This is a genomic window from Micromonospora sp. NPDC023869 (genome assembly GCF_055559695.1).
The window spans coordinates 28,521-54,230 of sequence record NZ_JBVHKD010000014.1; the positions used below are offsets into that span (position 1 = coordinate 28,521).

General features: G+C 70.4%; 25 protein-coding genes and 1 pseudogene. 13 read left to right on the forward strand and 13 right to left on the reverse strand.

Going from position 1 to position 25,710, the window contains the following annotated elements:
• The first annotated feature begins 12 nt into the window (after window positions 1-12).
• The 7 genes from ACZ31C_RS28160 to ACZ31C_RS28190 all read left to right on the forward strand — a co-directional run bounded on the left by ACZ31C_RS28160 (window position 13) and on the right by ACZ31C_RS28190 (window position 7,475).
• Window positions 13-1,332 carry a M20 family metallopeptidase gene (locus tag ACZ31C_RS28160; protein WP_465797853.1) on the forward strand — a complete coding sequence of 440 codons (1,320 nt, stop codon included), beginning with the start codon at window positions 13-15 and terminating at the stop codon, window positions 1,330-1,332.
• The gene (locus tag ACZ31C_RS28165) at window positions 1,329-2,261 is read left to right on the forward strand and encodes a DODA-type extradiol aromatic ring-opening family dioxygenase (protein WP_465797854.1); all 933 of its coding nucleotides are present in this window, start codon (window positions 1,329-1,331) and stop codon (window positions 2,259-2,261) included. The genes ACZ31C_RS28160 and ACZ31C_RS28165 overlap by 4 nt, the downstream gene beginning before the upstream one ends.
• Before the next feature lie 30 nt (window positions 2,262-2,291).
• Complete coding sequence (locus ACZ31C_RS28170) at window positions 2,292-3,143, forward strand: alpha/beta fold hydrolase (protein WP_465797855.1); 852 nt, start codon at window positions 2,292-2,294, stop codon at window positions 3,141-3,143.
• The gene (locus ACZ31C_RS28175) at window positions 3,140-4,162 is read left to right on the forward strand and encodes an LLM class flavin-dependent oxidoreductase (RefSeq protein ID WP_465797856.1); all 1,023 of its coding nucleotides are present in this window, start codon (window positions 3,140-3,142) and stop codon (window positions 4,160-4,162) included. Before ACZ31C_RS28170 ends, ACZ31C_RS28175 begins: the two co-directional genes overlap by 4 nt.
• Window positions 4,159-5,487: an MmgE/PrpD family protein gene (locus tag ACZ31C_RS28180; protein ID WP_465797857.1), complete on the forward strand. Its 1,329-nt coding sequence runs from the start codon at window positions 4,159-4,161 to the stop codon at window positions 5,485-5,487. Before ACZ31C_RS28175 ends, ACZ31C_RS28180 begins: the two co-directional genes overlap by 4 nt.
• A 100-nt stretch (window positions 5,488-5,587) precedes the next feature.
• Window positions 5,588-6,277, forward strand: a complete 690-nt coding sequence (locus tag ACZ31C_RS28185) for a TetR/AcrR family transcriptional regulator (RefSeq protein ID WP_465797858.1) — start codon at window positions 5,588-5,590, stop codon at window positions 6,275-6,277.
• 175 nt (window positions 6,278-6,452) lie between these two features.
• Window positions 6,453-7,475 (forward strand): asparaginase, encoded by a 1,023-nt coding sequence (locus ACZ31C_RS28190; RefSeq protein ID WP_465797859.1) that lies wholly within the window; start codon window positions 6,453-6,455, stop codon window positions 7,473-7,475.
• Window positions 7,476-8,241: 766 nt separating this feature from the next.
• Here the strand turns inward: ACZ31C_RS28190 and ACZ31C_RS28195 are convergent.
• The 4 genes and pseudogenes from ACZ31C_RS28195 to ACZ31C_RS28210 all read right to left on the reverse strand — a co-directional run bounded on the left by ACZ31C_RS28195 (window position 8,242) and on the right by ACZ31C_RS28210 (window position 9,907).
• Window positions 8,242-8,616, reverse strand: a complete 375-nt coding sequence (locus ACZ31C_RS28195; RefSeq protein WP_465797860.1) for a hypothetical protein — start codon at window positions 8,614-8,616, stop codon at window positions 8,242-8,244.
• Window positions 8,613-8,981, reverse strand: a complete 369-nt coding sequence (locus ACZ31C_RS28200; protein ID WP_465797861.1) for an ATP-binding cassette domain-containing protein — start codon at window positions 8,979-8,981, stop codon at window positions 8,613-8,615. The genes ACZ31C_RS28195 and ACZ31C_RS28200 overlap by 4 nt, the downstream gene beginning before the upstream one ends.
• A gap of 145 nt (window positions 8,982-9,126) precedes the next feature.
• Window positions 9,127-9,339, reverse strand: a pseudogene (locus tag ACZ31C_RS28205) (ATP-binding cassette domain-containing protein); the annotation flags it as partial.
• A complete protein-coding gene (locus tag ACZ31C_RS28210) occupies window positions 9,332-9,907 on the reverse strand; it encodes a TetR family transcriptional regulator (RefSeq protein WP_465797862.1) in 576 nt (191 codons plus the stop codon). The pseudogene ACZ31C_RS28205 and the gene ACZ31C_RS28210, both read right to left, overlap by 8 nt.
• Window positions 9,908-10,116: 209 nt before the next feature.
• Between ACZ31C_RS28210 and nhaA the strand changes: the two genes are divergently transcribed.
• Entirely contained in the window at window positions 10,117-11,361 is a 1,245-nt protein-coding gene (nhaA, locus tag ACZ31C_RS28215) for a Na+/H+ antiporter NhaA (RefSeq protein ID WP_465797863.1), read from the forward strand.
• 164 nt (window positions 11,362-11,525) lie between these two features.
• Here nhaA and ACZ31C_RS28220 read toward each other — a convergent pair whose 3' ends face one another.
• The 6 genes from ACZ31C_RS28220 to mbhE are packed head-to-tail and all read right to left on the reverse strand — an operon-like array spanning window position 11,526 to window position 17,199.
• Window positions 11,526-11,849, reverse strand: coding sequence for a cation:proton antiporter (locus tag ACZ31C_RS28220; protein ID WP_465797864.1), 324 nt, complete (start codon window positions 11,847-11,849; stop codon window positions 11,526-11,528).
• An 11-nt stretch (window positions 11,850-11,860) separates the two neighbouring features.
• Window positions 11,861-12,118 (reverse strand): MrpF/PhaF family protein, encoded by a 258-nt coding sequence (locus ACZ31C_RS28225; RefSeq protein ID WP_131052860.1) that lies wholly within the window; start codon window positions 12,116-12,118, stop codon window positions 11,861-11,863.
• A complete protein-coding gene (locus ACZ31C_RS28230; protein ID WP_465797865.1) occupies window positions 12,115-12,474 on the reverse strand; it encodes a Na+/H+ antiporter subunit E in 360 nt (119 codons plus the stop codon). Before ACZ31C_RS28230 ends, ACZ31C_RS28225 begins: the two co-directional genes overlap by 4 nt.
• On the reverse strand, window positions 12,471-13,985 hold the full coding sequence (locus tag ACZ31C_RS28235) for a monovalent cation/H+ antiporter subunit D family protein (RefSeq protein ID WP_465797866.1): 1,515 nt from the start codon (window positions 13,983-13,985) through the stop codon (window positions 12,471-12,473). The genes ACZ31C_RS28230 and ACZ31C_RS28235 overlap by 4 nt, the downstream gene beginning before the upstream one ends.
• Entirely contained in the window at window positions 13,982-14,398 is a 417-nt protein-coding gene (locus ACZ31C_RS28240) for a sodium:proton antiporter (RefSeq protein WP_131052863.1), read from the reverse strand. Before ACZ31C_RS28240 ends, ACZ31C_RS28235 begins: the two co-directional genes overlap by 4 nt.
• Window positions 14,395-17,199, reverse strand: a complete 2,805-nt coding sequence (mbhE, locus tag ACZ31C_RS28245; RefSeq protein WP_465797867.1) for a hydrogen gas-evolving membrane-bound hydrogenase subunit E — start codon at window positions 17,197-17,199, stop codon at window positions 14,395-14,397. Before mbhE ends, ACZ31C_RS28240 begins: the two co-directional genes overlap by 4 nt.
• Window positions 17,200-17,767: 568 nt before the next feature.
• Here mbhE and ACZ31C_RS28250 point away from each other — a divergent pair.
• From ACZ31C_RS28250 to ACZ31C_RS28265, 4 genes are all read left to right on the forward strand, one after another.
• Entirely contained in the window at window positions 17,768-18,181 is a 414-nt protein-coding gene (locus tag ACZ31C_RS28250; protein WP_465797868.1) for a hypothetical protein, read from the forward strand.
• A 117-nt stretch (window positions 18,182-18,298) separates the two neighbouring features.
• Window positions 18,299-18,544: a FitA-like ribbon-helix-helix domain-containing protein gene (locus ACZ31C_RS28255; protein ID WP_465797869.1), complete on the forward strand. Its 246-nt coding sequence runs from the start codon at window positions 18,299-18,301 to the stop codon at window positions 18,542-18,544.
• Window positions 18,541-18,969 (forward strand): PIN domain-containing protein, encoded by a 429-nt coding sequence (locus ACZ31C_RS28260; protein WP_465797870.1) that lies wholly within the window; start codon window positions 18,541-18,543, stop codon window positions 18,967-18,969. The genes ACZ31C_RS28255 and ACZ31C_RS28260 overlap by 4 nt, the downstream gene beginning before the upstream one ends.
• A 442-nt stretch (window positions 18,970-19,411) precedes the next feature.
• Entirely contained in the window at window positions 19,412-19,852 is a 441-nt protein-coding gene (locus ACZ31C_RS28265; RefSeq protein WP_465797871.1) for a DoxX family protein, read from the forward strand.
• Between the two features lie 511 nt (window positions 19,853-20,363).
• Here the strand turns inward: ACZ31C_RS28265 and mgrA are convergent.
• From mgrA to ACZ31C_RS28280, 3 genes are all read right to left on the reverse strand, one after another.
• The gene (mgrA, locus tag ACZ31C_RS28270; protein WP_465797872.1) at window positions 20,364-21,353 is read right to left on the reverse strand and encodes an L-glyceraldehyde 3-phosphate reductase; all 990 of its coding nucleotides are present in this window, start codon (window positions 21,351-21,353) and stop codon (window positions 20,364-20,366) included.
• Window positions 21,354-21,546: 193 nt separating this feature from the next.
• Window positions 21,547-21,753, reverse strand: a complete 207-nt coding sequence (locus ACZ31C_RS28275; protein WP_465797943.1) for a class I SAM-dependent methyltransferase — start codon at window positions 21,751-21,753, stop codon at window positions 21,547-21,549.
• A 21-nt stretch (window positions 21,754-21,774) separates the two neighbouring features.
• Window positions 21,775-22,377 (reverse strand): mycothiol-dependent nitroreductase Rv2466c family protein, encoded by a 603-nt coding sequence (locus tag ACZ31C_RS28280; RefSeq protein ID WP_465797873.1) that lies wholly within the window; start codon window positions 22,375-22,377, stop codon window positions 21,775-21,777.
• Between the two features lie 583 nt (window positions 22,378-22,960).
• Between ACZ31C_RS28280 and ACZ31C_RS28285 the strand changes: the two genes are divergently transcribed.
• Window positions 22,961-25,699: a tetratricopeptide repeat protein gene (locus tag ACZ31C_RS28285; RefSeq protein ID WP_465797874.1), complete on the forward strand. Its 2,739-nt coding sequence runs from the start codon at window positions 22,961-22,963 to the stop codon at window positions 25,697-25,699.
• The last annotated feature ends 11 nt before the right edge of the window (window positions 25,700-25,710 follow it).

Genomic DNA, 25,710 nt, shown 5'->3' on the forward strand with positions numbered 1-25,710 from the left:
AGGAGCACCGACGTGAGCACGACCCCCCAGGAGCGGGAGTGGATCACCGCCGCCCGGGACCAGATCGACCGGACCGAGCTGCGCGATCTGATCGCCGGGATGACGAGCATCCCGAGCCCCACCGGGCAGGAGGCACCGCTGGCGCGGTGGCTCGCCCAGGAGTTGACCACCCGCGGTCTTCAGGGCCGATACCAGCCGATCGACGAGGAGCAGGGCAACGCCGTCGGCCGGCTGCGCGGCGACGGGACCGGCGCCGACCTGCTGCTGTACGCCCCGATCGACACCCTCACCGTCGGCACCGAGCAGGAGGACCTTCCCTGGATCGGCGACGAGCTGCGGCGCGACATGCGGGCCGAGGCGTCGATCGAGGGCGACTACGTGCTCGGCCTTGGCGCGAGCAACCCCAAGGGACACGGCGCGTGCCTGATCGCTGCGGTCGACGCCGTCCGCAGGGCCGGGGTGCCGCTGCGCGGTGACGCGATCGTCGGTCTCGGCGCGGGCGGCATGCCCACCAACCGTCGCCCCGGGGCGACGCGCTACAACGCCGGTCAGGGCAACGGCTGCTCGTTCCTGCTGGAGCAGGGCATCTGGGCGGACTACGCCCTGATCGCCAAGCCCGGCTGGGCCGTGCACTGGGAGGAGGTCGGGCTCTGCTGGTTCGAGGTGACGGTGCGCGGCACGTACGGCTATGTCGGTAGCCGGCACCGGGTGCCGTACCGCAACGCCATCGTCGACGCCGGCATCGTGGCCCAGGGCCTGGAGCGCTTCTTCGTGGCGTACGCCGAGTCGCACACCCGGGGTCTGGTCGCGCCGCAGGGCCACATCGGCTCCATCGAGGGCGGCTGGCCACGCACCGCCGCCATCTCGCCCGCCCAGTGTCGACTCCGGGTCGACCTGCGGCTCGGCCCGGACCAGGACCCGATGTCCGTCAAGCGGGAGTTCGAGGCGGCGCTGGCCGGGATCGTCGCGGCCAACCCGGGACTCGACGCCAGCTCGGAGATGACCCTGTCGATCCCGGCCACGGCGACCCCCGAGGAGAACTGGATCGTCCGGGCGGCAAAGGCTGCCTGGGCGGAGAGCGAGGGCCGGCCGCACGAGCCGATCCTGGCCAGCAGCGGCGCGACCGACGCGAACATCCTGCGCGCCCGGGGGCTACCGACCGCGCGGATCGGCATGAACCGGGCCGGCGCGGGCGCCCCGCTGCCGGTCGACTTCCCGATGGGCATGAACGTCGTGGACGTACGGGAGATGGAGCGACTCACCCGCACCCTGATCCACGCGATCGTGACCACCTGCACCCGTGACCGCGCAGAGTTGGAGAAGCTGCCATGAGCTCGATCGTCCTCGGTGTCGGCGCCTCGCACAGCACCCTGATGAACACCCACTGGGACGAGGTTGCGGACGAACCCGGCGCGATCGACTTCCGGGCGGGCCTCGCGGCAGCCCGCGACGAACTCGCACAAGCCCGCCCGGACACCGTGGTCATCATCGGCTCGAACCACTTCCGGGGCATGTTCCTGGACCTGATGCCCGCGATCACGGTCGGAGTGGGGGAGGTGCTCGGCGCCGGGGAGGCGAAGACCCCCGAGGGGCCGCTGCCCGCCGACCCCGAGCTCGCCCGGCACCTGGTCGACACCCTGAGCGAGAACTTCGATCCCGCCTTCTCGCTACGCATGCAGGTCGACCACGGGATCACCCACAGCTACCAGCACCTGGTGCCGTCGTTGGACGTGCCCATCGTGCCGGTGGTGGTGAACATGTTCGCCCCGCCGCTGCCCTCGTTGCGCCGCTGCCATGCGCTCGGCGCGGCGATCGGTCGGGCGATCCGCGAAGACGGGCGGGACAAACGGGTGGCGGTCATCGCCTCGGGTGGCCTGTCCCACCGGCTGCCCTGGCCCAAGTGGTACGAGACGCTCTCCGACGACGACCGCTTCCTGGTCGAGGCATGGCTGGAGGGCCGCAACTCCTGGCAGGAGTACGAGGTCCGCCGGCGTCAGATCATCCGGGCCGCCGAGGCGGACATCAACCCCGAATTCGACAGGCGGTTCCTGGCGGCGTTGGTCGCCGGCGACCTCAGCGAGTTCGTCGGGCTCACCGCCGAGCAGGTCGACGAGGAGGCCGGCAACGGCGCCCAGGAGATCCGGTCGTGGGTGGCCATGGCCGCCGCGGTCGGCCCGGCCCAGAGCACCACCCACGCGTACGCGCCGATCGCGCAGTGGCTGACCGGCATGGCCGTCGCCTCGCTGCGTCCCGCCTGCTGACCGTAGACAGACTCCCGAATCGAGGTATCCATGAGCATCTGGACCGACCTGACCGAGCTGGAGTTCCAGCTCCGCTTCGTCGACGCGAACGGGGTCCGCACCCGGACGCTACAGGCGGGTTCGGGCGACCCCGTGATCTTCCTGCACGGCACCAGCGGACACCTGGAGGCGTTCGTCCGCAACCTGCCGGCGCACGCCGCGCGCTTCGCCTGCCACGCGATCGACATGCTGGGCCACGGCTACACCGACACCGTCGCGGAGCCCTACCGCATCGAGCGGTACGTCCGGCACGTGCTGGACTACGCGGATGCCGAGGGTCTGGACCGCTTCCACATCGTCGGCGAGTCGCTGGGTGGCTGGGTCGGCGGACGGCTCGCGGCCGACCACCCCGACCGGGTTCGTCACCTGACGCTGGTCGCCCCCGGCGGCACCGTCGCCAACCCGGCCGTGATGGAGCGGATCAAGACCAGCACCCGCGCCGCGGTCACCAGCGACGACATCGACCTGACCAGGAAGCGCCTGCACCTGCTGATGTACGAGCCCGCCAAGGACGTCAGCGAGGAACTGGTGGAGATCCGCCACGCGATCTACCACCGTCCCGAGTTCGTCGCGGCGATCGACAACCTGCTGGCGTTGCAGGAGATCGAGAACCGCCAGCCGGACCTGCTCACCGAGGAGCAGATGGGCCAGATCCAGGCGCCCACCCTGATCGTCTGGGGCGCGGAGAACCCGTTCGGTGAGATCCCCGAGGCCAACCGCATGCACAAGAGCATCCCGGGCTCCATGTTGGAGATCTTCCCGAAGTGCGGCCACTGGCCGCAGCACGAGCACAGCGAACGCTTCGACGAGCTGAACATCGCGCACCTGTCGAGAGCGGCGTGAGCGTCCGGATCGGCATCCGGCTGCCGGCCTGCCGCCCGGTCGACCAACTCGCCCAGGCGGCACAGCGCGCCGAGGAACTCGGCTTCGACGAGGTCTGGGTGCCGGACTCCCAGCTGCTCTGGCGAGACGTCTTCGCCACCCTGACCGCGATGGCGCTGCGGACCGAGCGGCTGCGCCTCGGCACGGCGGTGACCAACGTGGAGACCCGGCATCCGTCGGTGGTCGCCTCAGGGGCACGGACCGTGGCCGAGGCGGCGCCGGGCCGTTTCGTGCTCGGCGTCGGAGTGGGCAACAGCGCGGTGGAGCCGGTCGGGCTGCGCTCCACCACCCAGGCCAACCTCCGGGAGCGGCTGGGGCAGGTCCGCGACCTGCTCGGCGGCGCGGAGGTCGACTTCGGCCCGGTGCGCTCGCGGCTGCGCGACCCGAACGCCGAGCTGCCGGTCTTCGTCGCGGCGAGCGGGCCGAAGAACCTGCGGCTGGCCGGTGAGATCGCCGACGGGGTGATCCTGCTCTCCGGGGTCTCCCCGGCGACCCTCACCGCAGGTCTCGGCCGGGTCCGGGAGGGCGCACAGGCCAGCGGCAGGTCCCTGGCGGACCTGGAGATCGTGGTGTCGGCGTACTGCCACGTCACCGACGACATCGAGGCCGATGCCCGGATGCTCAAGCCGATCTGCGCGGGGATCGCGCAGAAGGGCGGCGCCGCCGCGCTGGCCCTGGCCGGGATCGACGTGCAGGTGCCGCCGGTCGTGCCGGGGCTCTACCCGGACACCGTGCACGCCGAGGACTGGGCCGAGGCGGTCCGGGTCTGCGGTCAATGGATCACCGACGAGATGGCGGTGCGCTTCGCCCAGGCGTTCTGCCTCTTCGGCACCACCGCACAGATCGCCGCCCGGATCGACGAGGTCGCGGCGGCGGGAGCGACGAACGTCTTCCTCCAGCACGTCGGCTCCTACGACCTGCCGTACGAGCTGATGGAGTCCTTCGCACCGAGCCTGGCTGCCAGGATGCGGGCGGCATGAGCGGCTCGCTCGTCCCCGCGCTCGTCGCCCGCGCCGACGCGGTGGTCGACGCCGTCGACCCGAGCGTGCGCACGCGCGTCGGCCTGCACCTGCTGGACGCGCTGGGCTGTCTGGTCGCGGGCGTGACGCACCCCAGCGCCGCTCCGCTGCGCCGCTTCGCCGACGCCGTCGACGAGGCGGGGCCGGTGCCCGTGCTGGGCGACGCCTCGCCCCGTTCGCTGCGGACGGCGGTCCTGCTGGAATCGACCTACCTGCACCTGGACGAGTTCGACGCGATCCACGCCGCCGGTGCCGTGGTGCCACCGGCGGTCGTCGTACCGGCGGCGCTGGCCGTCGCCGCCCGGGTCAGCAGCTCCGGCCGGGACCTGGCCGACGCGCTGCTCGGCGGCTACGAGGTGGTCGTCGAGGCGGGGCTGCGGCTCGGCGGCCCGGGGCTGTACGCGTACCGCTGGTGGCCCACCGCCGCGCTCGGCGCGCTCGGGGCGGCCTGGGCCACCGCCCGGTTGCTGGGTCTGGACGAGGCGGGCCGGCGGCAGGCGGTGGCGCTGGCCGCGCACGCCAGCGGTGGCCCGATCGGCGGCGGGGCGCTGGGGGAGGGGCACTACCTGGCGGGCGGCCGGGCGGCGGCCTGCGGCGTGGAGGCCGGGTACCAGGCGGCGGCCGGTCTGCGCGGGGACGTCGCGTTGCTGGACGAAGGGCTGCCGGGAGCGGCGGTACCACCGGCGCCCCCGACCGGGAGCAGCACGCCGCACCTGCTCAGCTGTGCCGTCAAGCGCTACCCCTTCGCCCGGCCGTTGCATGCCGCGCTCGCCGCGCTGGACCAACTGTCGGCCGAGGGTACGGCGGTGGCGAAGGCGCGGCGAGTGGAGGTGCACCTGCCGGCCCCGTTGTGCCGCTTCGTCACCGACACCCCGTCGCCGCAGGGCCCGGCCGAGGCGGCAGCGAGCGCCACGGTCGCGGTCGCGGCCCATGTGGCCGGCCGCACCCGCGACGTCACCTTCATCCGCACGGCATTGCCCCCGGCGGCACCCCCGGTCGAGCTGGTGCCCGCCGAGGACCTGACGGCGGATCTGCCGGCGCGCTGGAGCGCCCGGGTGGAGGTGTATCTGCCTGACGCGGAGCCCGTCCGGGCGTACGTGGGCGATGCGCCGAGTGCCGACGATGGGCGGGAGATCGTCGAGAAGTACCAGCGCAACGTGGGAGCGGCGAGGCCGGGCCCCGCGACGGAGTTGATCGAGCTGTGTGCCGGCCTGGACGAACTGCCGTCGGCGGCCCGGCTGCGTGAGGTGCTTCTTGCGACGGTGCCGCCGACGACGATCGGATGAGGCGCCCTCAGCCTCGCGGCCGATCGCAGGAACGTTGTACGGTATGGTGCACCAACGAGGATCGGTGGTGAGTGCTTCACGGCCGCTTGGAGGATCGACGATGCCGGCTTCCCGTGCGAGCAGAACGTCGCTGCCCCGCAGCACGGTCACCCGCGAGCAGATCATCGAGGCGGCGACGCGGATCGCGGACGAGGAGAGCATCGAGGCCCTCACCATCCGCCGGCTCGCCGCCGACGTCGGCAGCGGTGCGATGACGCTGTACAGCTACTTCCGCAACAAGGAAGAGATCCTCGACGCCATCGCCGACCACGTGCTTGGTGGCTTCACCCTGCCGCCGGCAGAGGAGACGGAACCGCGGGCGGTAGTGCAGAACCTGGCCTCGGCGTTCCTCCGGATGATGCGGGAGCATCCCAGTATCGTGCGGCTCTTCACCACCCGCGTGACCACGAGCCCGGATTCGCTGCGTGGGGCGATGGAGGCGGTGGTGGGCAGGCTGCGCGAGGCCGGGTTCGAGGGTCGTGAGGCGGTCCAGGCGTACGGTCTGATCGTTCATTACACCCTCGGCTTCGCCAGCTACCAGGCACCCCGCCCGTGGGGCAAGCCCGACCTGCCCGACGTCGAGGAGTTGTGCCGCCAGCGGACCCACTTCTACTCCGCGTTGCCCCTGGCGGAGTTCCCGAATCTGGTGTCGCTCGCCGGCGCCGTGACGACGCTGCCGAGCGACGAGCAGTTCCAGTTCGGATTGGACTGCCTGCTCGACGGGCTCCTGCGTCGGATCCAGGCGAACTGACCAGCAGGAACACCTCTCGCCCAGGTTCACGTTCCGCCGCCACCGTCTTGATCCCCCGTATCGTACGACGTACGATACGGGGGATGTCAGGCTCGGAGTTCCGGTCGTCACGAGAGGTGGCCCCGACGATGTTCGGGAGAGCCACCGCGTCGGCACGCAGATGACCGGCGCGGGCGTGCGCGCAGCGAAGGTCGTCGCCCTGGTCGGCACCGGCGGCACGATCACGGGCTGGTCGCCGAGCAGTCTGGACCTGACCGGTTACGCGGAAACGGAGTCGCAGCGGCTGTCGCTGGCCGAGGTGGTGGCCGCGGTGCCGGAGATCGCCGAGATCGCCGAGATTCGGCAAATCAGCCTCCCCGCAGCCCCGAGCCATGCCCTCGACCTGCCGGACATGCTCGGCATCGCCGGACACGTGCGCACCGCCTTGGCCGACGACGAGGTGACGGGGGTCGTGATCACACACGGCACCAACACCCTCGAGGAACTGGCATTCCTGCTGGAGTTGGTGCTCGCACCCGGCAAGCCGGTGGTCCTCACCGCCGCGATGCGCCCGCTCTCGGCGCTGAGCGGGGACGGCCCGCTCAACCTCGTCGACGCGGTACGGGTGGCGGTCAGCCCACAGACGGCGGGGCGGGGACCAGTGGTGGCGATGAACGGGGCGATCTGGTCACCCCGTCGGGTAACCAAGGCCAACACCGCCGGATCCGATGCCTTCCGCAGCCCCGAACTGGGACCGCTCGGCTTTGTTGACCCCGATGGCACCGTGATCTTCCAGCACCGGGAGGAACACATCCCGCCGGTGCTGGACGTCATAGGCGCCGCCATACCAAGGGTGGACCTGGTTGTCTCCTACCCCGGCGCCGACGGGGTGCTGATCGACGCGGCGGTCGCCGCCGGCACGGCCGGCCTGGTCAGCGCCGGCACCGGTGCCGGTTTCCCCACTCCGGCCGAACACGCCGCCCTGCTCCGCGCGGTAGCGGCTGGGGTGGTGGTGTGCCAGTCGTACCGCAGTGGCGCGGGCCGGGTGCGGCCAAGTCCTCGACTCCGCCGAGCAGGCATCGTTGCCGGTCAGGGCCTCAGCCCCGGCAAGTGTCGGGTCCTGCTCGCGCTCGCCCTGGCAACGGGGGCCCGAGCCGGCCGGGTTCAGGAACTGTTCGACCGTGTCGACGGCCGGACCTGTTCGGCGAGCGCCAGGTAGGCGTCGCCGAGACGACCGCTGGCGAGGTCGATCGGCGGGTGGGCCAGTGCACCCTCAGACCCTACGGCGTAATGAAGGTGTGGCGGGACGCCGGATCCTCATCGCCGATAACTGGTCCGCCTTGCGACGTTGCGCGCGTGTCCGTTGACGTACTCTGCCGATCACCCCGGCAGCGACCTGGCGTTCCCGGCTGTCGTCGCTGGCTTCGATACCTGGTGTGAAGGCCGTCGGCACCCTGTTGTCGTCCCGCCGATGGCCAGGTGGCGGTATGGAGCACGAGGGGTCGTCCCCAGCGGCTACCGGATCTGGGACAACACGGCCCGCCGCTGGTGGGGCGACCTCTATCAATGGTGTGCGGATAACGCCAGGACATCGCCCGGATATAGGTGAGCAGCCGTCAAGGTCGGCGTGGTTGAGGGCACCGGCCCAGACCTCGCACTCCGGGTTCTTCCCACCGCCCCACTGATGGGACTCGGGATCGGTCAACGACCGTAGCGCGCCGATCCCTCGGGCTTCGTCGCCGTACGCGTTCGGGCTGGCCTCGGCTCGCCGCGGCGCCTCGCTTCCAGCCAGTCACTCAATGACCGCACCGCGCTGTGATCTGCCATATCCGCCCGCACCATCAAGTCCGCCACCCAGCTCACCCCGACATGCTCCTGGAAACGGCGGCACCACACATGCCGGGCCGAGCGAAGCGGCCTTCGTCAACCTCACACGCCGTCGGCGCGGCTGGCACGGCGACCCCGCGCCTGGTGGGCGGCAGGCGCTACCGATGTGCTGGAGATCCGGTACACGCTGCGGTAGACAGAGCCGGAGTGAGCGGCTGTGCGAACAGGCCGGTGATGGTGGCGTCGCTGAATTCGCGGCCGACGAGCCAGCTCAGGGCGACACCGAAGGCGAGGAGGCCGCCGGCGGCGGTGATCTGGGCGGCGACGCCGGTCAGCAGTGCCCATCCGGTGGCGTCGGCCAGTGGACCGAGCTGCGCGCTGATCTGGTCGTTGCCGCTGCGGACCGCGTGCGTGAGCGCGGTGGTCAGGATGGTGATGCCGGCGACGAGCAGGACGGTGGTGGTGCGGATGACCCGGGAGGCCGCCAGTTTGTGGAGTTCGACGTCGAGTGCGGCGGTCAGGGAGCCAGTCATCGTGGGTGGTCCTGTTCGTGCTGGTAGACGAGGGCGAAGAAGGTGCGTTCGAGGTCGGCGGTGTCGGGGTCGAGAGTGCCGATGAGTCGTCCGCGGTTGACGACGGAGATGCGGTGGGCGATGCGGGCCACCTCATCGAGGTGGTGGCTGTAGACCAGGATCCCGGCACCGGCTTCGGCCCGTCGGGACAGGACGGTGCGCAGCAGGATCACGCCGGCCGGGTCGAGGGCGTTGGTGGGCTCGTCGAGCACGATCAGGTCCGGGTGGTGCTGTGTGGCGGCGGCGAGGCCGAGGCGTTGTCGGTTGCCTTGGGACAGTCGTCGGGTGGTGATGGTGGCGTACCGGGTCAGGTCGAGTTCGGTCATGGCGTGTTCGGCCAGGCTGGCAGCTTGTGCGGCGGGTCAGCGGCGGAGGCGTGCGGCGAGCCACAGGTTGGTCCGGACGTCGAATTTGGGGGTAGGCGAAGGGGTGTTCGACGAGGTGGCCGACCCGGGCCCAGTCGTCGGCGGTGAGTTGGGTCAGGTGACGGCCGTCGATCTGGCAGGTGCCGGTGGTGGGGTGCAGCATGCCGAGGATCAGACGCATGAGGGTCGTCTTGCCGGCGCCGTTGAGACCGACGAGGGCGTGGATCTCGCCGGGGTGCACGGTGAGGTCGATGCCGAACACGCCCGCGCCGTCGCCGAAGTCGTGGGCCAGGGCGGTGGTGGTGAGTCGTTCAGTCATGGCGAGTGCCCTCGATGGTGTCCAGGGCGACGTTGATGGCGTCGGTGAGGCTGGTGGGCGGCGTAGCCGTCGCCCATTCCAGGAGGGCGCAGGTCAGTGCCGCGAGGGCGACGGCGGCGGCGACCCGGGCGGGTAACGTCGAGACGCCGTCGGTGATGAGTCGGTCGGCGATTGCGGTCTCGGTGGCCGCAGTGGTGCGGGTCATGCCGGCGCGCAGGGTCGGGGAGTGGGCCACGATCCGGACGCGGCGTCGTGTGGTCTCGTCCTCCAGGTCGTCCAGATGCGTCAGCGCTGCGCGCAGACCGCGCGTGACCCGGTGCAGCGGTGGCAGTGTGTCCGGTTGCCCGGCCACTGCCTCGGCGATCAGAGGGTCGTACGGGTCGTCGAGGACGACCATCTCCTTGCTGGCGAAGTAGCGGAAGAACGTCATCTCCGAGACCTGGGCGCGGGCGGCGATCTGGGCGATGGTGGTGCCTTCGAATCCCTGTAGTTCGAACAGGTCCAGGGCGTGGCTGACCAGGCGGTGACGGGTGTCGGCCCGTTTGCCGTGCAGGGGTGGTTGCCTCACCCGTCGAATGTTGGCCGCTAACATTCGACGAATCCAGGTCCCCGAACCGCAACGGCGGGTGGAGTGATCATGGCCGCGCGGGGAAGCCTGGCCGGGCGTGTGCGTCGGCGATTCGGCCCCGACAGACATCACGCCTGACGGAGGCCCGGTTGATGGCGGAAGCGCATCGAGAGTCCCCTTCGCCTCGGTATGGCAGATTCCGGCGCTGGGTGTCGTTGGAGACCACGAGTGGGGCCCTGCTGCTCGTGGCGGCCGTCGCGGCGTTGGTGGTGGCGAACTCGCCGTGGCGCGGGGCCTACGCCAACCTCTCCGCAGCGAGGATCGGGCCGTCCGACCTGCATCTGGACCTGTCCGTGTCGGCGTGGGCGGCCGACGGACTGCTCGCGATCTTCTTCTTCGTGGTGGGTGTCGAACTCAAGCAGGAGATCGTCGTAGGAAGTCTGCGCCGACTCGGCGAGGCGGCGGTGCCGGTGCTCGCCGCAGTCGGCGGGATGCTGGCGCCGGCCGTGGTCTTCGTGGTGGTGGTCCTGGCGCGCGGCGACACCACGGCGGTCCGCGGATGGGCGATCCCCACCGCCACGGACATCGCGTTCGCGCTGGCGGTGCTGGCGATCTTCGGTCGCGGTCTACCGGTCGCGCTCCGCACGTTCCTGTTGACACTGGCGGTGGTCGACGACCTGTTGGCGATCATCGTGATCGCCGTGTTCTACACCGGCGACCTCGACGGGATCGCCCTCGCCCTCGCTCTTGCCGCGGTAGCGCTGTTCGCGCTGGTCGTCCGGTCGAGGCGACCGAGATGGTGGCTGCTGCTGCCGGCGGCGGCGCTGGCGTGGGGTTTCATGCACGCCTCCGGGGTGCACGCGACCATTGCCGGGGTGCTGCTCGGGCTCTGCGTGACGGTCCGGCCGGTCTTCGGGGAGCCCGATGGTCGGGCGCACCGGTTCGAGCAGGCGGTGCGTCCCGTCTCGTCCGGGTTCGCGTTGCCGGTGTTCGCGTTCTTCGCCGCCGGGGTCACGCTCGTCGACGGCGAGGGCATCGGGGCCGTGCTCGCGCAGCCGGTGTTCCTGGCCATCGTGCTCGCCCTGGTGGGTGGCAAGCTCCTCGGCGTGCTCGGGGTCACGGCGCTGGTCACCCGGTTCACCGGGCTGCGGTTGCCGGATGCGATCGGGGTGCGTGATTTGTTGCCGATCGGGCTTCTCACCGGCATTGGGTTCACCGTCTCGCTGCTGATCGCGGAGCTGTCGTTTCCCGACGCCGTACACACCGACGGTGCCACGGTCGGCGTGCTCACCGGTACGCTGCTCGCCGCTGTCCTCGCTGCGGCCACCCTGCGGTGGGACGCCCGCAAGGCGCGGGAGCGGGACATGAACAGGGACGGTGTCGTCGACAGCGATATTCGTCCGATCCGTGATCCCGCGGAGGAGGAGCCCGGCGCGGGGTTCGGCAGCCGATGAGCACCGTGCTGGCCCGGGACGGCCGCCGGATGGGTTGAGGATCTACTGGTCGATCAGAAGTCGCATCACCAACGCCAGGAGGGCGACGAACAGCACGGCGCCGGCGAGAAGGATGATGCCGCCGTTGGCGTCAAAGCATCGGCTCCATCGGGAGGGCATCACTGTCACCTGTTCCTTTCCGGCTGATCGGTGATCTCGCCAGGGTCGGTGTTGCTGCTGAATCGGTGGCCGGACAGCACGGCGGACCGGGCGATCACTATGCCGCCGACGGCCGAGGTGGCCAGTTGCAGGACGATGGCGATGATCGCTTTGACCGTGTTCGACAGGTGGGGGTCGAGGAAGGCTGCTCCGGCGACGATGAAGGTGATGCCGAGCCCGGCGGCGGTGGCCACCGCCGAGGTGCGGGTGTAGGGGTCGGGTAGGCGGTGCAGGCCGACGGCCGCGGCCACGAAGATGGCTGCGCCGAGCAGCGCGAGGACCTGTCCCACGATTTCCAGGATCATCGGCGTCCGTTCGCGATCGCGCGGGCCAGGGAGACGGCGGCGAGGAACGCCACCAGGGTGGCGACCAGGACCAGGTCGAAGGTGCCGTGGCGGTGGGCGCGTACGCCGATCAGGGCGATGAGACCGATGACGGCGAAGGTGAGCAGGTCGGCGGCGATGGCCCGATCGGCGGGAGTGGGTCCGCGAGCGATGCGGTAGGCCGACACGAGGAAGGCGAATCCGCAGCCGGCGATGGCGATGTCCAGAAGGATCATGGTCGGTCTCCGAGGCTCAAGGCGAGGAGCATGCGTCGTTCCATGTCGCGAAGATCGGCCAGGGCGCTGGAGGTGTCCTGGTGGTACATGGAGTGCACGAGCAGCGCCTGACCGTCCTGGTCGTGGGCGACCACGCCGAGGGTGAGGGTTCCGGGCGTGAGGGTGATGAGCACCCCGATGAGCGCCACGTGCAGATCGGTGCGGGAGTCCAGCGGCATGCGCACCACGCGGGGGGTGGTGGCCAGACCTGGGGTCAGGATGTCGACCAGGACCGTCCAGGAGGACTGGATGATCTGGCCGGCGAACCAGAGCGTGAACAGCACGAGCCGGATCGGGAGGGTGAGTATGCGGGTCATCGCTGCACCGCCTCGAGGTAGGAGGTGGTGTCGAGCAGGCCGTCGGCGGCGGTGGAGGCCAGGCCGAGCAGGAACTCCCCACCGAGGCCGAGGCAGACGGTGACGGCCGCGAGGATCGCGGCTGGCACTACCAGGCTGGTCTTCACCGTGGTGCGCTCGGCGGTGAGGAGCTGTCCGGTGCCGGCGGCCGGGTCGTCGGGACTGTCCGGTGGGGGAGACGCGGCGAACACCGCGTTCCAGATCTTCAACATGGACAGCAGCGTGATCAGGCTGACCGCGAGCGTGATCGCGACGACCGCCAGGTGGCCCGCGTCGGCGGCGGCCATGATGAGGGTCAGTTTGGCCACGAACCCCGACAGGGGTGGCAGGCCGGCCAACGACAGGGCGGCGAGACCGAAGCTGACCGCCAGTACGGGTTCGCGGCGGACGATTCCGCGGAGCCGGTCGAGTCGGCCGGTGCCGTAGTGGGTTTCGATCGCGCCGGTGGACAGGAACAACGAGGCTTTGACGATCATGTGGTGCAGCAGGTAGAAGATCCCGGCGGTCAGTCCGGCGGGCGTGAACAGGGCCACCCCGAGCAGGATGTAGCCGATCTGGCTGACCATATGGAAGGCGAGGATCGAGCGCATGGTGTCCGCGCCGACCGCGGCCAGTACGCCGACGAGCATCGTCGCGCTGAACACGACCAGGCCGATCCACAGGTAACGCTGGTCCCCGTCGAACACCACGGCGTAGATGCGGTAGATCGCGTAGATCGCCACCTTGGTATGTAGGCCGGAGAAGAGGGCGGTCACCGCCGGGGAGGTCGAGGGGTAGGCGCGGCCCAACCAGCCGTAGGTCGGCACCACCGCCGCCTTCATCGCCAGTGCGAACAGGCAGATCGCGGTCGCGGCCGCCACCAGCGGCGAGTCGGCGGCGGCACCGGCGAGTTCGGCGAGGTTGACGGTGCCGGCCGTGCCGTAGAGCAGGGCGATCCCGGCGAGCAGGACGGTGGAGACGAACAGGTTGAACGTGACGTACAACCGGGAGCCGCCCACTGCCGCCGGGTGGCCCTGCTGCCGCCGGGCGAGGATGTACAGCCCGTACGACGGCAGCAGCATGACCTCGATGAAGACGAAGAGGTTGAACACGTCGGCGGTGAGCAGCGCACCGTTGACGCCGGCGGTCAGGGCCAGCACCAGCGGCGCGAACAGGCGCAGCCGTCCGGTGCCGCTGGCGAGCGCGAACAGGACACACACCAGGGTGAGCAGTCCGGTGACGGTCACCATCAGCGCTGCGAGGGTGTCGGCGACGAACGGGATCGCGATGCCGGACGTCCAGCCGCCCACGCCATGGGCGAGAACGGTGCCGTCACGGGTCGTGGTGACCAGGGCGACACCGGCCGCCAGGTTGGCGGCCAGGACGGTGACCAGCAGCCGGATCGGCCACCGGGTGTCGGCACGCGCGAAGGCGGTGACTCCGGTTCCGGCGAGCGGGACCGCGACGAGCAGCGTCAGCAGCGTACCGGTCATGACGTCACCTCCTGCCGGTCGCGGGGCTCGCCGGTGCGGTCGTGCCCGGTGCTCGTGGTCGCCGCTCCGGTCGGCCTCTCGGGATCGTCGGGTTGCGGCGCCTCGGTCGACTGGTCACCCGACGGTCGGGGCCGACCGGTGACGGCCAGGACGAGCAGGTAGATCGTGATCGCGAAGGCGATCACGATGGCGGTCAGCACGAACGCCTGCGGCAGCGGATCTGCCGTGGTCGCCGGATCCGGGTCCGGCCCGAGCGGCTCACCGCGCCGGTTGATGCCCCCGGCGCTGAACAGCAGCAGGTTGACGGCGTGGCTGAGCAGGACGAAGCCCAGCACGACGCGGAGGAAGTCGCGTTGCAGCAGGAGGTAGACCGCTGCGGTGACGAGCGCTCCGACGGTCAGCGCGAGAATCACGGCGTGGCCCCCTCGGTCTGGCGGGCGTCGGCCCGCGTGTCGGTGTGGGGCTGGTGCGGTGGCGTCGGCGGTCGTCGGCCGGGTGTGTCGGTCGAGGCGGCGCCGAGCAGGCGTAGCGCCGCCAGGATCACCCCGAACACCGCCAGGTACACGCCGACGTCGAAGACGAGGGCGGTGGTCAGCTTCACGCCGAGGACCTCGGCGTGCAGCGGCCGCAGGAACGAGCCGTCGAACAGGCCCAGCGCTCCGGTGCCGACCGCCACCAGGATGCCGGCGCCGGCGATGGCCAGGAAGGGCCGCTGGAGCATGCGGGTACGGGCGGAGGACGCCGACAGGTACGCCAGCGCCAGCGCACAGGTCCCCAGCAGGGCGGCGATGAACCCGCCGCCTGGTGCGGTGTGGCCCCGCAGGAGCGCGTAGAGCGAGCCGAGCAGCATCAGCGGGACCAGGAAACGGTCGAGCACGGTCAGGAACACGGCGTTGCGCTGCGGATCGGACAACGGGTTGTCGACCTGCGGCTCCGACGTGCCCCCGACGGCCGGGTGGGCGGTGAGCAGGGCGCTCACCGCCATCGCCGCGACGGCGACGACGACGAGTTCACCGAAGGTGTCCAGGGCGCGGAAGTCCACCAGGATGGTGTTGACGATGTTGGTGCCGCCGGTGAGGGTCTGCGCCTCGCGGATGAAGTGTTCCCCGGCCGGGGAGAGCGAGCGGTGTCCGGTGAACGCCAGCGTCGCCAGGGTGGCGGTGGTCCCGGCGGCGAGGGCGGCTGCGGCGGCCAGCACCGAGCGCCTGGTGCCGACGGCAGCGAAGCGGGGACGCATACGACGGAGCACCAACACCATGATCACGACGGTGAGGATCTCGACCAGCAGTTGCGTCAACGCCACGTCGGAGGCGCCGAGCACGAAGAACCACATGGCGACGGAGAACCCCACGACGCCGGTGGCGATGACCGCGGTCAGGCGTACCCGGGCGCGGACCACCGTGACGATCCCGACCATCATGACCACCAGTAGTCCCACGTCGATCGCGTGCGGGCGCAGGGTGGGCGGTGCTCCCGGCCACCCGGCGACCACCCCGAGGCCGGCCAGTCCGAGCAGTACGACCGGCGCCGCCATGTGGGCGGCGGGGGCGTCGTTGCGGGTCAGCGCACCGACCCGGCGACCGAACGCGATGGTGTTGTCGTGCAGGGACTGGACCGCCCGTACCCCTGAGCCGGGGAACAGCGCCCGGTCCAGGAGCCGGTCGGTGTGGCCGCGCCACACCGTCAGGAGCACCCCGGCGGCGATCGCGAGCACCGACAGCATCAGCGGCCCGCCGAAGCCGTGCCACAGGTAGACGCCGCCGATCTCGGAGAGTGTGGTGCCGGCGGTCGCCGCCGCCGCGCCGCGCACGAGATCGGCGAGCAGCCAGCCGGCGACTCCGAAGACGGTGCCGGCGAGTGCGGTGAGGCTGATCGCGGCGGACATCGACGCGGTCGGACGCCAGGGCCGGACCTCCGGGGCGGGGCCGGGGAGGAGGGTGAGGATCACCCGGGCGCTGTAGGCGACGGTCAGCACCGCACCGGCGGCGGCGACCAGCGCCACCAGCCAGCCGATCGCCGGTGCGGCGGGTGCGTCGAGCATGGCCTCGAAGATCATCTCCTTGCTGATGAACCCGAGGGTCGGCACGATTCCGGCCATGCTGGCCACGGCGAGTGTGATCATCGCGGCGGCCCACGGCATGGACCGGGCCAGGCCACGGAGGCGGCGCAGGTCGCGGGTGCCGGTCCGCCGTTCCATCAGCCCGACGTGCATGAACGCCGCCGACTTGAACAACGCGTGCGCGGCGATGTGCACGCTGGCGGCCAGCATCGCCTCGGTGGTGCCGATGCCGATCACCGCGACCAGCAACCCGAGTTGGCTGACCGTCGAGTACGCCAGCAGTTCCTTCATGTCGTGCCGTTGCAGCGCGAACAGTGCGCCCATCACGGCGGTGAGCAGGCCGACGGTGACCAGCAGGACCGGCCAGACCGGCGCGTGCGATGCCGCACCGGCGAAGAGCATCAGCAGGTAGATGCCCGCCTTGACCATCGCGGCGGCGTGCAGGTAGGCGCTGACCGGTGCGGGTGCGACCATCGCGTCGGCCAGCCACGCGTGGAACGGGAACTGGGCGGCCTTGGTCATCGCCGCCACCGCGACCAGCACCGCCACCGTGGTGCCGAAAGCCGCGTCGGCGGCCCACGCCGGATGCGCGAGGGCGGCGGTCAGGTCGGTGGTGCCCGTGCGGGCCGCGACGAGCGCCACGGCACCCAGCAGCGACAGCCCGCCGGCCACCGTCACCAGCAACGTGCGGGTCGCCGGTGGTCCGGCGGTGGGGCCGGACCGGGCGATCAGCAGGTACGAGCAGACGGTGGTCAGCTCCCAGGCCACCCAGAGCACGACCAGGTCGTCGGCCAGCACCAGCAGCAGCATCGCCGCGGCGAATCCGGTCATCAGGGTGTAGAAGCCGGTCGGCCGCCGATCGGTGAGGTACGACGTCGAATAGACCATGATCACGGCGCCGATCCCGAGGACCAGCACCGCGAAGAGCATCGAGAGCCCGTCGAGCCGCAGTCGCAGCGCCACGTCGACCGTCGGCATCCACGACACGGTCTCGGACACGGTCCGTGTGCCCGCGCCGGCGTGGACCAGCACTCCGACGGCCAGCAGCAGCCCGCCGCCCAGGGCCCAGCCGGCCTGTCGGCCGAGCAGGCGGGTGAGGACGGGGACCAGCGGCACCGACACCGCGACGACGAGAAGAGCCAGAATCAGGGACATGACACATCCCTGGTCCGGTCGATGGATACGCGTGATCTCAGCGTGGGGGTGACAAGGCGCACGGGGTCTCTTTCGGGGTCGGCTCGACTGTCGCCGACCAGGCTTCCCGGCACACCTGCGGACTAGCCTAGTACACGTCTTCCCTGCTGAGCGAACCCGGCAGGGCGAGATCAGGGCCTCATCGGCCGGTCCGAACCCGGCCGTCGACGGTGCCGGGAGCGGTCGGAGGGCGGGAGCGGTGTCGTCAGCGCAACCTGCCGAACGCTTCGGCCCTGGCCTCCCAATGCGAACCGCCGGCGCGTTCCTCGGGCGAGGTGCTCCGCCGGCTGTTGATCGAGCGTGTTCCCCCTATGCGGGTGGACGTGAGTCGCGCTGCGGCTCGATGATGTGGTGATGGTGTTGCAACGTTGAGTGATCGCTGGGGTGGTTGCGCGCGTCACGGTGTTGCCGCCGTAGGCGGTAAGCGAGCCCATCCCACGTCGTTCTACTGGCCCACAGACGGGTCCAACCCTGGGGACGCTGGGGCCCACGCTTGCGGAAATCACTGCAGCAGACATGGAGGAAACGCATGAAGATCGTCAGGTCCGCCGCCGCAACTGTCACCGTTGCCGCCGTGATGATGGCCGGAGCATTGGCTGCGCCGAGCCCGGCGTACGCGGCCACCTATGGGGGTGAGTGCGGTTCCGGCTACGGCGTCGTGAACTCCGCCGCAATCGGCTCCAAGGGGACCGTGTTCCTTACCTACAACTCGGCCACGGGCAAGAACTGCGTGGTCGCTAAGCGGAACGCCATCGGCTCAGCGGTGCTCATTGAGGCAGGCCTCGCGATTCACCCGGTCGGGGCCCATTGGACGGCCTTCGAGGGCGACTACTTCCGGTCGTACGCCGGCCCGATCTACCTGTCCGCTGCGGGCAGATGCGTCGACTGGATGGGCCGCATCAGCGGCACCGAGGGCGGCAAGCGCGGTACCAACTGCGGCTGACGCCGGGTGTTTAGGTTGTCCCAGATCAGCATTAACCGGCGTACGCCCTGAGCGGACCGCGGCGGCAGTCCGTGCCCGTGCTAGCATTGCTCTCATTGCCTGAGGTGAGGAGGAGTGATGGCAGCGCTCAGCATCAGAGATCTCGACGACGCGGTGCGGGAGAAGTTGCGCCGTCGCGCTGCGCAGCATGGCCGATCGATGGAGGCCGAGATCCGCGACATCCTCACCAGGGCCGTCGCCGAGGATGCGCCGGCGAATGACCTGTTCAGCGCACTCACTGATCGATTCGCCAGACTCGGGGGCGTCGAACTGGAGCTGCCGTCTCGTTCGACGTCACCCCGCGCAGCGAGCCTGCCCGAATGATGATCGTTCTGGACACCAACGTCGTTTCCGAACTCATGCGGGCCGAGCCCGCACCGGTGGTACTCGCGTGGATCCAGCAGAACTCGCGTGCCGGCCTGTACACCACGGCGATCACTGTCGCTGAGATCCGCTACGGCATCGCGCGGCTGCCGGCAGGGCAGCGCCGGGAGTCACTGCACCAGGCCGCCAACGAGATCTTCGCCGCCTTTCCCCGTCAAGTGCTGCCCTTCGACCTCGCCGCAGCCAGCGCCTACGCCGACGTCGTCGCCGGGCGGGACAGACTCGGCCACCCGATCGACGGGTTCGACGCCCAGATCGCCGCCATCTGCCGCGCCCAAGCTGCCACCCTCGCCACCCGTAACACCAAGGACTTCACCGACACGGGGATCGGCGTCGTCGATCCCTGGCAGGACGCGACCACCTGAAACCACCACTTCGCCTGCCGCCGTCAGCGGTCCGCGTTCAATCCTGAGTGACGTCTCGTGTCTCTCTCATGCGTCCATGGCGGATCATGTCCAGGTGTAGGTGATCCCGGCGGCCCGCCGGGAGTGGATCTTTCCGTTCGCCGGGCTGCAGCCCGCCCAGTTCCGGCACCACCGCACCGTCCGAGCCCAGGTCGAACACGTCCTGGCCCGCATGAAGTGCTTCAAGATCGCGGCGCGTCGTGGTCGACCACGACGACGTCGATCCCGGCTTCGCGGGCGGCGTGGGCCTCGGGCGCGAACGGGGACTCCCCACAGCTCAGTCGACAGACGAGGCGGTACGGGACCTGGAGCCGGACCGCCTCTTCTGTCCGTAGGGTGGTGGGAGCCGCCCCCCGCAGCGGGCCGGCCGTCCGTTCCTCGTTCACGCCGTGGGAGAGACACCATGACATCCACGTCTGTCCGACGGTTGACGGGTGCGGTCGGCCAGGTCGCGTTGGGTGTGCTGCTGCTCGTTGCCGGCACCGCCCACCTGACCGTCGCGCGCGAGGAGTTCCGGGCGCAGGTGCCCTCCTGGCTCCCGCTCGATGCCGACCTCGTCGTCGTCGCCTCCGGAGTGGTCGAGATCTGTCTGGGGCTGGCCCTGCTCGCCGCTTGGCGACAGCCCGTGCGTGGCCTCACCGGAGCGGTTGTAGCGGCCTTCTTCGTCGCGGTCTTTCCGGGCAACATCGCGCAGTTCACTGAAGGGCGTGACGGATTCGGCCTGGACACCGACGCGGCACGGGCGGTCCGCCTGCTTTTCCAGCCGCTGCTCGTGCTCTGGGCGCTCGCCGCCACCGACGCGGTTCCCGCGCTGCGCTCACTGCGCCGTCGCCCCGAATCATGACGTCCCGACCAGGTCGAGGGCTGACCCGAGCCTCGGGCCAGCCCTCGACGGTGTAGCGGCCGAGTCCAGTAGGGTGATCGTCAGCCGATCGGGATGGCGCCGATAACGCGCAACCCGAGGTGAGCATCGGTTCGCGTCAATCCTCGGACACTCCCGCGTAGCAGCTATGCGACGCACGATGTACCGGTGGTCGAGCATCCTCGACCACCGTTGGTCTTTCTCCGGCAGCGAGCCCCGCACCGCTCTGCGCACGGGCACGGGCAGGGGCAGGGGCAGGCTGGAGCGTGAGCTGTGACCTCACGTACCGTCCGCGAGCGGCTGCGGGCGGGCCGCTGGTGCGGTCGGCCTCATCCCCGGGGTACGCCTCGCCGCCACCCTCGCGTCCACCACCGCGACCACCCTCGCCGGCATCTGGACCACAGCCGCGACCATCGCTGGTCAGGTGCCCTGTGACCAAAGGCCAGCGTAGCGAGGGCAACACCGCCGCGGTCCCGAACGAAACGGCCCCCGATCAGTCGAGGTGGGACTCGATCTCGGCCAGTTCCTCGGAGGTGAAGTCCGGGTTTTCCAGGGCAGCGACATTCGCCTCCAACTGGGCGACGCTGCTCGCGCCGATGATCAGGCTGGTCATGCGCGGGTCGCGCAGCGCCCAGGCGAGCGCGAGCTGGGCCAGGGACTGCCCGCGCCGCGAGGCCACCCCGCCGAGCGCCCGGACCCTGGCCATCTTCTGCTCGTCGAGGCTGCTCTCGTTGAGGAAAACGCTGGTGCGCACCCGGGAGTCGTCGGGGATACCGTCCAGGTAGCGGTCGGTGAGCAGCCCCTGGGCGAGCGGGCTGAACGCGATGCAGCCGGCCCCCACCCGCTCCAGCGTGTCCAGTAGGCCGTCGCGCTCGGTCCAGCGGTCGAGCATCGAGTACGCCGGCTGGTTGATCAGCAGTGGCGTGCCGAGGTCGCGCAGGATCGCAGCAGCCCGCTCGGTCTGCGCCGAGTCGTAGTTGGAGATGCCGACGTACAGGGCCTTGCCGGAGCGGACGATCGCGTCCAGCGCACCCATCGTCTCCTCGAGCGGGGTCTCAGGGTCGAACCGGTGGGAGTAGAAGATGTCGACGTAGTCCAGCCCCATCCGGCGCAGCGACTGGTCCAGCGAGGCGATCAGGTACTTTCGGGAGCCGCCGTCGCCGTACGGGCCGGGCCACATGTCGTACCCGGCCTTACTGGAGATCACCAGTTCATCCCGGTAGTGCTTGAGGTCCGTGGCGAGCATCCGGCCGAAGTTCTCCTCCGCCGCCCCGGGCGGCGGGCCGTAGTTGTTCGCCAGATCGAAGTGGGTGACGCCGAGGTCGAAGGCGCGTCGGACGATGTCCCGCTGCCGCGCGAAGGGTCGGTCCGGCCCAAAGTTGTGCCACAGCCCGAGCGATACGGCCGGCAGCCGCAGCCCGCTGCGCCCGCTGCGGCGGTAGGTCATCGTTCGGTAGCGCTCGTCCGAGGCAGGATGGGTCACGGTACCGACCCTATCCAGCGGCGCCTGACCGGGTGGCGGTGGTGCGAAGGTTGTCTGTTCCAGACTTGCCGGCGTGGCCGAGGCCGCCGACGGACGGTGGTGCAGCGGCTACCGGAGAGCTCGGATCGTCACCCGCCTCGTGGTGGGGCTCGGCGTACTCACCGACGTGCAGGATCCTGGCGACCTCGTGAGCTCATGCGTCCAGGTCGTTCATCCAGATCAGCGCACCCTTTCCGATGTAGACCAGATCGGTGCTGGAGTCCGGTAGCGGTACGTGCGGCACGGTGGCGAGGATGTACCGGCACGCGACGCCGAGCTCGTCGGCACGTCGCTGCGCCGCCGTCACGGCTACCTCGCTGTAGTCGACGCCGACGACGGATCTGGCCCCGGCGTGGAGCAGACCGAGGGATCAGGACGCGAGTCACCAGACGGGCGGGGCGTGGGGGCGGCCCTTCAACTCGTGGAATCCATCGGCCTCCGCGACCAGGAGCGTGCCGTCCCACAGCCGGCCCGCCGCCTCACCGCGCGGCACACGCGACATCACCGGCCCGAACCAGGCGATCAGCCGCCCGTCCTCGGGTGCCACCACGGTGATGGGGGACCCGACGTGGGTGCCGATCTGGCGGATCCCGGCGGTGTGTGACGCCCGCAGCACCGCGTCGTGCTCAGGCGAGTTCCAGGCGGTCGCCAGGTCCGCGGGTAGCCCAGCGGCGGTCAGCACCTCGTCGAGCGGGGTCCAGTCGCCGCTCACGGCCATCGCGCCGTACCGGTCATAGAGGCGGCCCACCGCCTCGGCGCCGTACCTGTCTTGGACAGCGGCGAACAGGCGAGCGGGCCCCCACAGGAATCCGTCCGGATCGTTCTCCGGATCGTCGTCGCGGCCCTCGTTCAGCACGGACAGGCTCATGATCTGCCACACGACATGTACCGGACGGACCTTCTCCACCTCACGCAACCAGCGGGAGACGAGCCAGGTGTACGGACAGCTCGGATCGAACCAGAACCTCGCGGTCAGCGGAGCCATGGCGCCAACGTACCGCGATCATCACGCCCGGCCAGATGCCGCATCGAGTGGTCGATCGTGCTTATGGACCCGTGTCGATCCGGAAGCTCGCAGGTCAGGCACCTGACAGGAGCAGCGCGAAGGGCTCGTTTGGGGCCTCGTATCGCGGACACCCCCAAACGAGCCCCCGACGCCGTACCCAGCCGAGCCTCCAAAGGAGACCGTGCTGTACCACTACGAGCGCCGGGCTCAAGGTGAGCCTGGACCGACGCGTACGCGGCGAGGACCGGCGCCCGATTCGACCTCGCGGACTGTCTGGCAGGCCTCCCTGGCAGTGACATCGGCATCCAGATTCGCCGGATGGGGTGCATCCGACTGCGGATCGTCAGCGAGTCCAGGGCGGATTTCCGGCTGCGCAGTTCCGAGGGGCTGGACTCGGCGGTGGCGACGCTGACATTGATAGCCGATCATCCGGTGTCCACGATCGGGGTGGGATCACCACGATGGAACGACCGACGGCGGAGGGGGCGATGCGCAGGTGATCGACCGAACGCCGGGACAGCCTGATCCGGGCAGGGCGGGTCGGGCCGCGGGGTGGGGCGGGGTGGCGCTGCTGATGGCGGCAGGGGCGTTCGCGGCTGTCGCCAACTTCGTACCGTGGTCCGTGGCGGCCGGGTTGGGTGCGCTGTCCGGTGCCACCGGCGTGGTGGGTGGGGTGCGGTGGCAGCGGCGCGTTGACCGCCGGTCGCGGGAAGCCGCGTGGGCGGCGGCCGTCAGCCACGGCCCGGCTGTTACGCACACCGCGGGCGTCGACGAGGAGAGCGTGCTCCAGCTGCTTCTGCCCGAGCACCAGCTCGTCACGTACAGCGTTCGCCACCAATCACTCCTGCGCGAGCTGCTGCGGTGGGCCGACAACCGGGCCGAGATCAGTGATCAGGTGCTGTACGTGGACGGCCATCCAGGGTCCGGCAAGACCCGACTTTTGGTCGAGTTCACCGCGCGGGTGTCGGCGCGGTGCGGCTGGGTTCCTGCCGGTGGTGGCGAAGCGGCGGTGGTGGCCGCATCGGCACTGACGGAACCGGTGGTGTTGATCGTCGACGACGCCGATACCCGAGACGATGTGCCCGCACTGCTGGCAGCCCTCACGAAAACCAGTCGGGGCGTGGTGCGGGTGGTGTTGGCCGCGCGCACGTCGCAGTGGTGGCCCACGGTGCGAGCCGCTCTGCCCACACACGCGCTGACCGACCTGCCCTACCGGGCACAGCTCACCGTTACCCCAATCGTTGGCGGTGCCCACAATCAGCGGCAGGTCTTCGACCAGGCACTGCGGTCCTTCACCCCGGAAGGAACCACTCCGCCATCGGCGACGCTGACGCCGCAGAACCCGCCCCCATCGATCATCCTGGTGCACGCCGCCGCAGCGTTCGCACACCAGCAACAACAGCACGGGACGGTAGACCTCGACACCGTGGCCGCTGACGTGTTCGCGTACGAGCGGACGCGGTGGCAGCCGAACATCCACCAGGCGGGCCTGGCTCACCTGCCGGGCGCGATCCTGCACGAGGCTCTGCTACTGGCGGCGCTGGTAGGCGCCGTGGACGAGGCGGCGGCGGTGCGCCTGTTCGACTGCCTGCCCACACTGGCCGGCCCAGCCACGGCGGACACCCGACGCCGGGTCGCGGACTGGCTCCGGAGCGCATATCCGCAACGGAACCCGGACTGGCTGGCCCCGCACCTGCCCGCCGTCCTGATGGAACGACACGCGGCATACACGGTGGCGAACGATCGCGCCCTGGCGTCCACCCTGGCGGCGGCGACGTCCGGCGATGAGGACCGCGCCCGCCGCCTGTTTACCACGATAGGCCGCGCGCGGACCCACAGCCCGCACGCCGATGACGCGTTGGCCGCGATCATCGACGCTGACCCATACCCGATGGCTGCCGCGGCAGTCACCGCCGCCGCAGCCACCGCTGTTGCCCTGGACCACGTCCTGGCCGCGAGCTTTACCAAGACCGGTACGACTCTGACCGCCGACCAACTCCAAGACCTGTACCGCCTCATCCCCACACGAGCACGGCGGCATCTGCTGGCGGCCACCGCCGTCACCCTGCTTCGCACCTACCTGAACCACCACACCGTCGACCTCAACCACCCGGACACCCTGACCGTCCGGCACGACCTGGCCGACGTGTTGTCGATTCAGGGTCGGTACGACGAGGCGGCCGACGAGTTCCGGGCGGTGTTGGCGGCCCGTGCCGAGGTTCTCGGTCCCGACCACCCCGACACCCTGTCCGTCCGGCACGACCTGGCCGACGTGTTGTCAGATCAGGGTCGGTACGACGAGGCGGCCGACGAGTTCCGGGTGGTGCTGGCGGCCCGTGCCGAGGTTCTCGGTCCCGACCACCTCGACACCCTGCGGTCCCGTTACGGCCTGGCGGTGGTGTTGGCGGAGCAGGGTCGGTACGACCAGGCGGCCGACGAGTTCCGGGCGGTGTTGGTGGCCCGTGCCGAGGTCCTCGGTCCCGACCACTCGGAGACCCTGGGTACCCGCCACGGCCTGGCCGGACTGTTGGCGGAGCAGGGTCGCTACGACCAGGCGGCCGACGAATGCCGGACGGTGTTGGCCATCCGTGCCGAGGTGCTCGGGACCGAGCACCCCGACACCCTGGTCACCCGCCACAACCTGGCCGGCATACTGGCCCTGCAGGGCCGTTACGACGAGGCGGCCGACGAATACCGGTGGGTGTCGGCCACCCGTGCCGAGGTTCTCGGCGCCGATCACCCGAACACTCTGCAGTCCCGTCACAACCTGGCCAGCGTGTTGGCGGACCAGGGCCGCTACGACGAGGCGGCCACCGAATTCCAGGCGGTGTTGGCCACCCAGATCGAGGCCCTCGGCGCCGACCACCCGAACACTCTGCACTCCCGTCACAACCTGGCCAGCGTGTTGGCGGAGCAGGGTCGGCGTGACGAGGCGGCTGCCGAGTTCCAGGCGGTGCTGGCCACCCAAACTGAGGTCCTCGGCCCCGACCACCCCGACACCCTGGGCACCCGCCACGGCCTGGCCGGACTGTTTGCAGCTCAAGGCCGTTACGACGAGGCAGCCGACGAATACCGGTGGGTGTCGGCCACCCGTGCCGAGGTTCTCGGCGCCGATCACCCGAACACTCTGCAGTCCCGTCACAACCTGGCCAGGATGCTGGAGGAGCAGGGTCGGTACGACGAGGCAGCCACCGAGTTCCGGGCGGTGTTGGCCACCCAGACCAAGGTCCTCGGCCCCGACCACCGGGACACCACCCAGACACGCAAGTCCATGAACCTGCTCGCCAAGCACCAGAAGTGACGACCCACCAA

What these genes read in the sequence shown, in the direction of transcription:
- mbhE (WP_465797867.1), bottom strand. Translation starts at nt 17,199, where the DNA reads ATGTCCCTGATTCTGGCTCTTCTCGTCGTCGCGGTGTCGGTGCCGCTG.
- ACZ31C_RS28280 (WP_465797873.1), bottom strand. Translation starts at nt 22,377, where the DNA reads ATGGCTCCGCTGACCGCGAGGTTCTGGTTCGATCCGAGCTGTCCGTAC.
- ACZ31C_RS28250 (WP_465797868.1), top strand. Translation starts at nt 17,768, where the DNA reads ATGAAGATCGTCAGGTCCGCCGCCGCAACTGTCACCGTTGCCGCCGTG.
- ACZ31C_RS28230 (WP_465797865.1), bottom strand. Translation starts at nt 12,474, where the DNA reads ATGACCCGCATACTCACCCTCCCGATCCGGCTCGTGCTGTTCACGCTC.
- ACZ31C_RS28235 (WP_465797866.1), bottom strand. Translation starts at nt 13,985, where the DNA reads ATGACCGGTACGCTGCTGACGCTGCTCGTCGCGGTCCCGCTCGCCGGA.
- ACZ31C_RS28180 (WP_465797857.1), top strand. Translation starts at nt 4,159, where the DNA reads ATGAGCGGCTCGCTCGTCCCCGCGCTCGTCGCCCGCGCCGACGCGGTG.
- ACZ31C_RS28185 (WP_465797858.1), top strand. Translation starts at nt 5,588, where the DNA reads ATGCCGGCTTCCCGTGCGAGCAGAACGTCGCTGCCCCGCAGCACGGTC.
- ACZ31C_RS28170 (WP_465797855.1), top strand. Translation starts at nt 2,292, where the DNA reads ATGAGCATCTGGACCGACCTGACCGAGCTGGAGTTCCAGCTCCGCTTC.
- ACZ31C_RS28225 (WP_131052860.1), bottom strand. Translation starts at nt 12,118, where the DNA reads ATGATCCTTCTGGACATCGCCATCGCCGGCTGCGGATTCGCCTTCCTC.
- ACZ31C_RS28195 (WP_465797860.1), bottom strand. Translation starts at nt 8,616, where the DNA reads ATGACTGGCTCCCTGACCGCCGCACTCGACGTCGAACTCCACAAACTG.
- ACZ31C_RS28260 (WP_465797870.1), top strand. Translation starts at nt 18,541, where the DNA reads ATGATGATCGTTCTGGACACCAACGTCGTTTCCGAACTCATGCGGGCC.
- ACZ31C_RS28255 (WP_465797869.1), top strand. Translation starts at nt 18,299, where the DNA reads ATGGCAGCGCTCAGCATCAGAGATCTCGACGACGCGGTGCGGGAGAAG.
- ACZ31C_RS28165 (WP_465797854.1), top strand. Translation starts at nt 1,329, where the DNA reads ATGAGCTCGATCGTCCTCGGTGTCGGCGCCTCGCACAGCACCCTGATG.
- ACZ31C_RS28200 (WP_465797861.1), bottom strand. Translation starts at nt 8,981, where the DNA reads ATGACCGAACTCGACCTGACCCGGTACGCCACCATCACCACCCGACGA.
- ACZ31C_RS28265 (WP_465797871.1), top strand. Translation starts at nt 19,412, where the DNA reads ATGACATCCACGTCTGTCCGACGGTTGACGGGTGCGGTCGGCCAGGTC.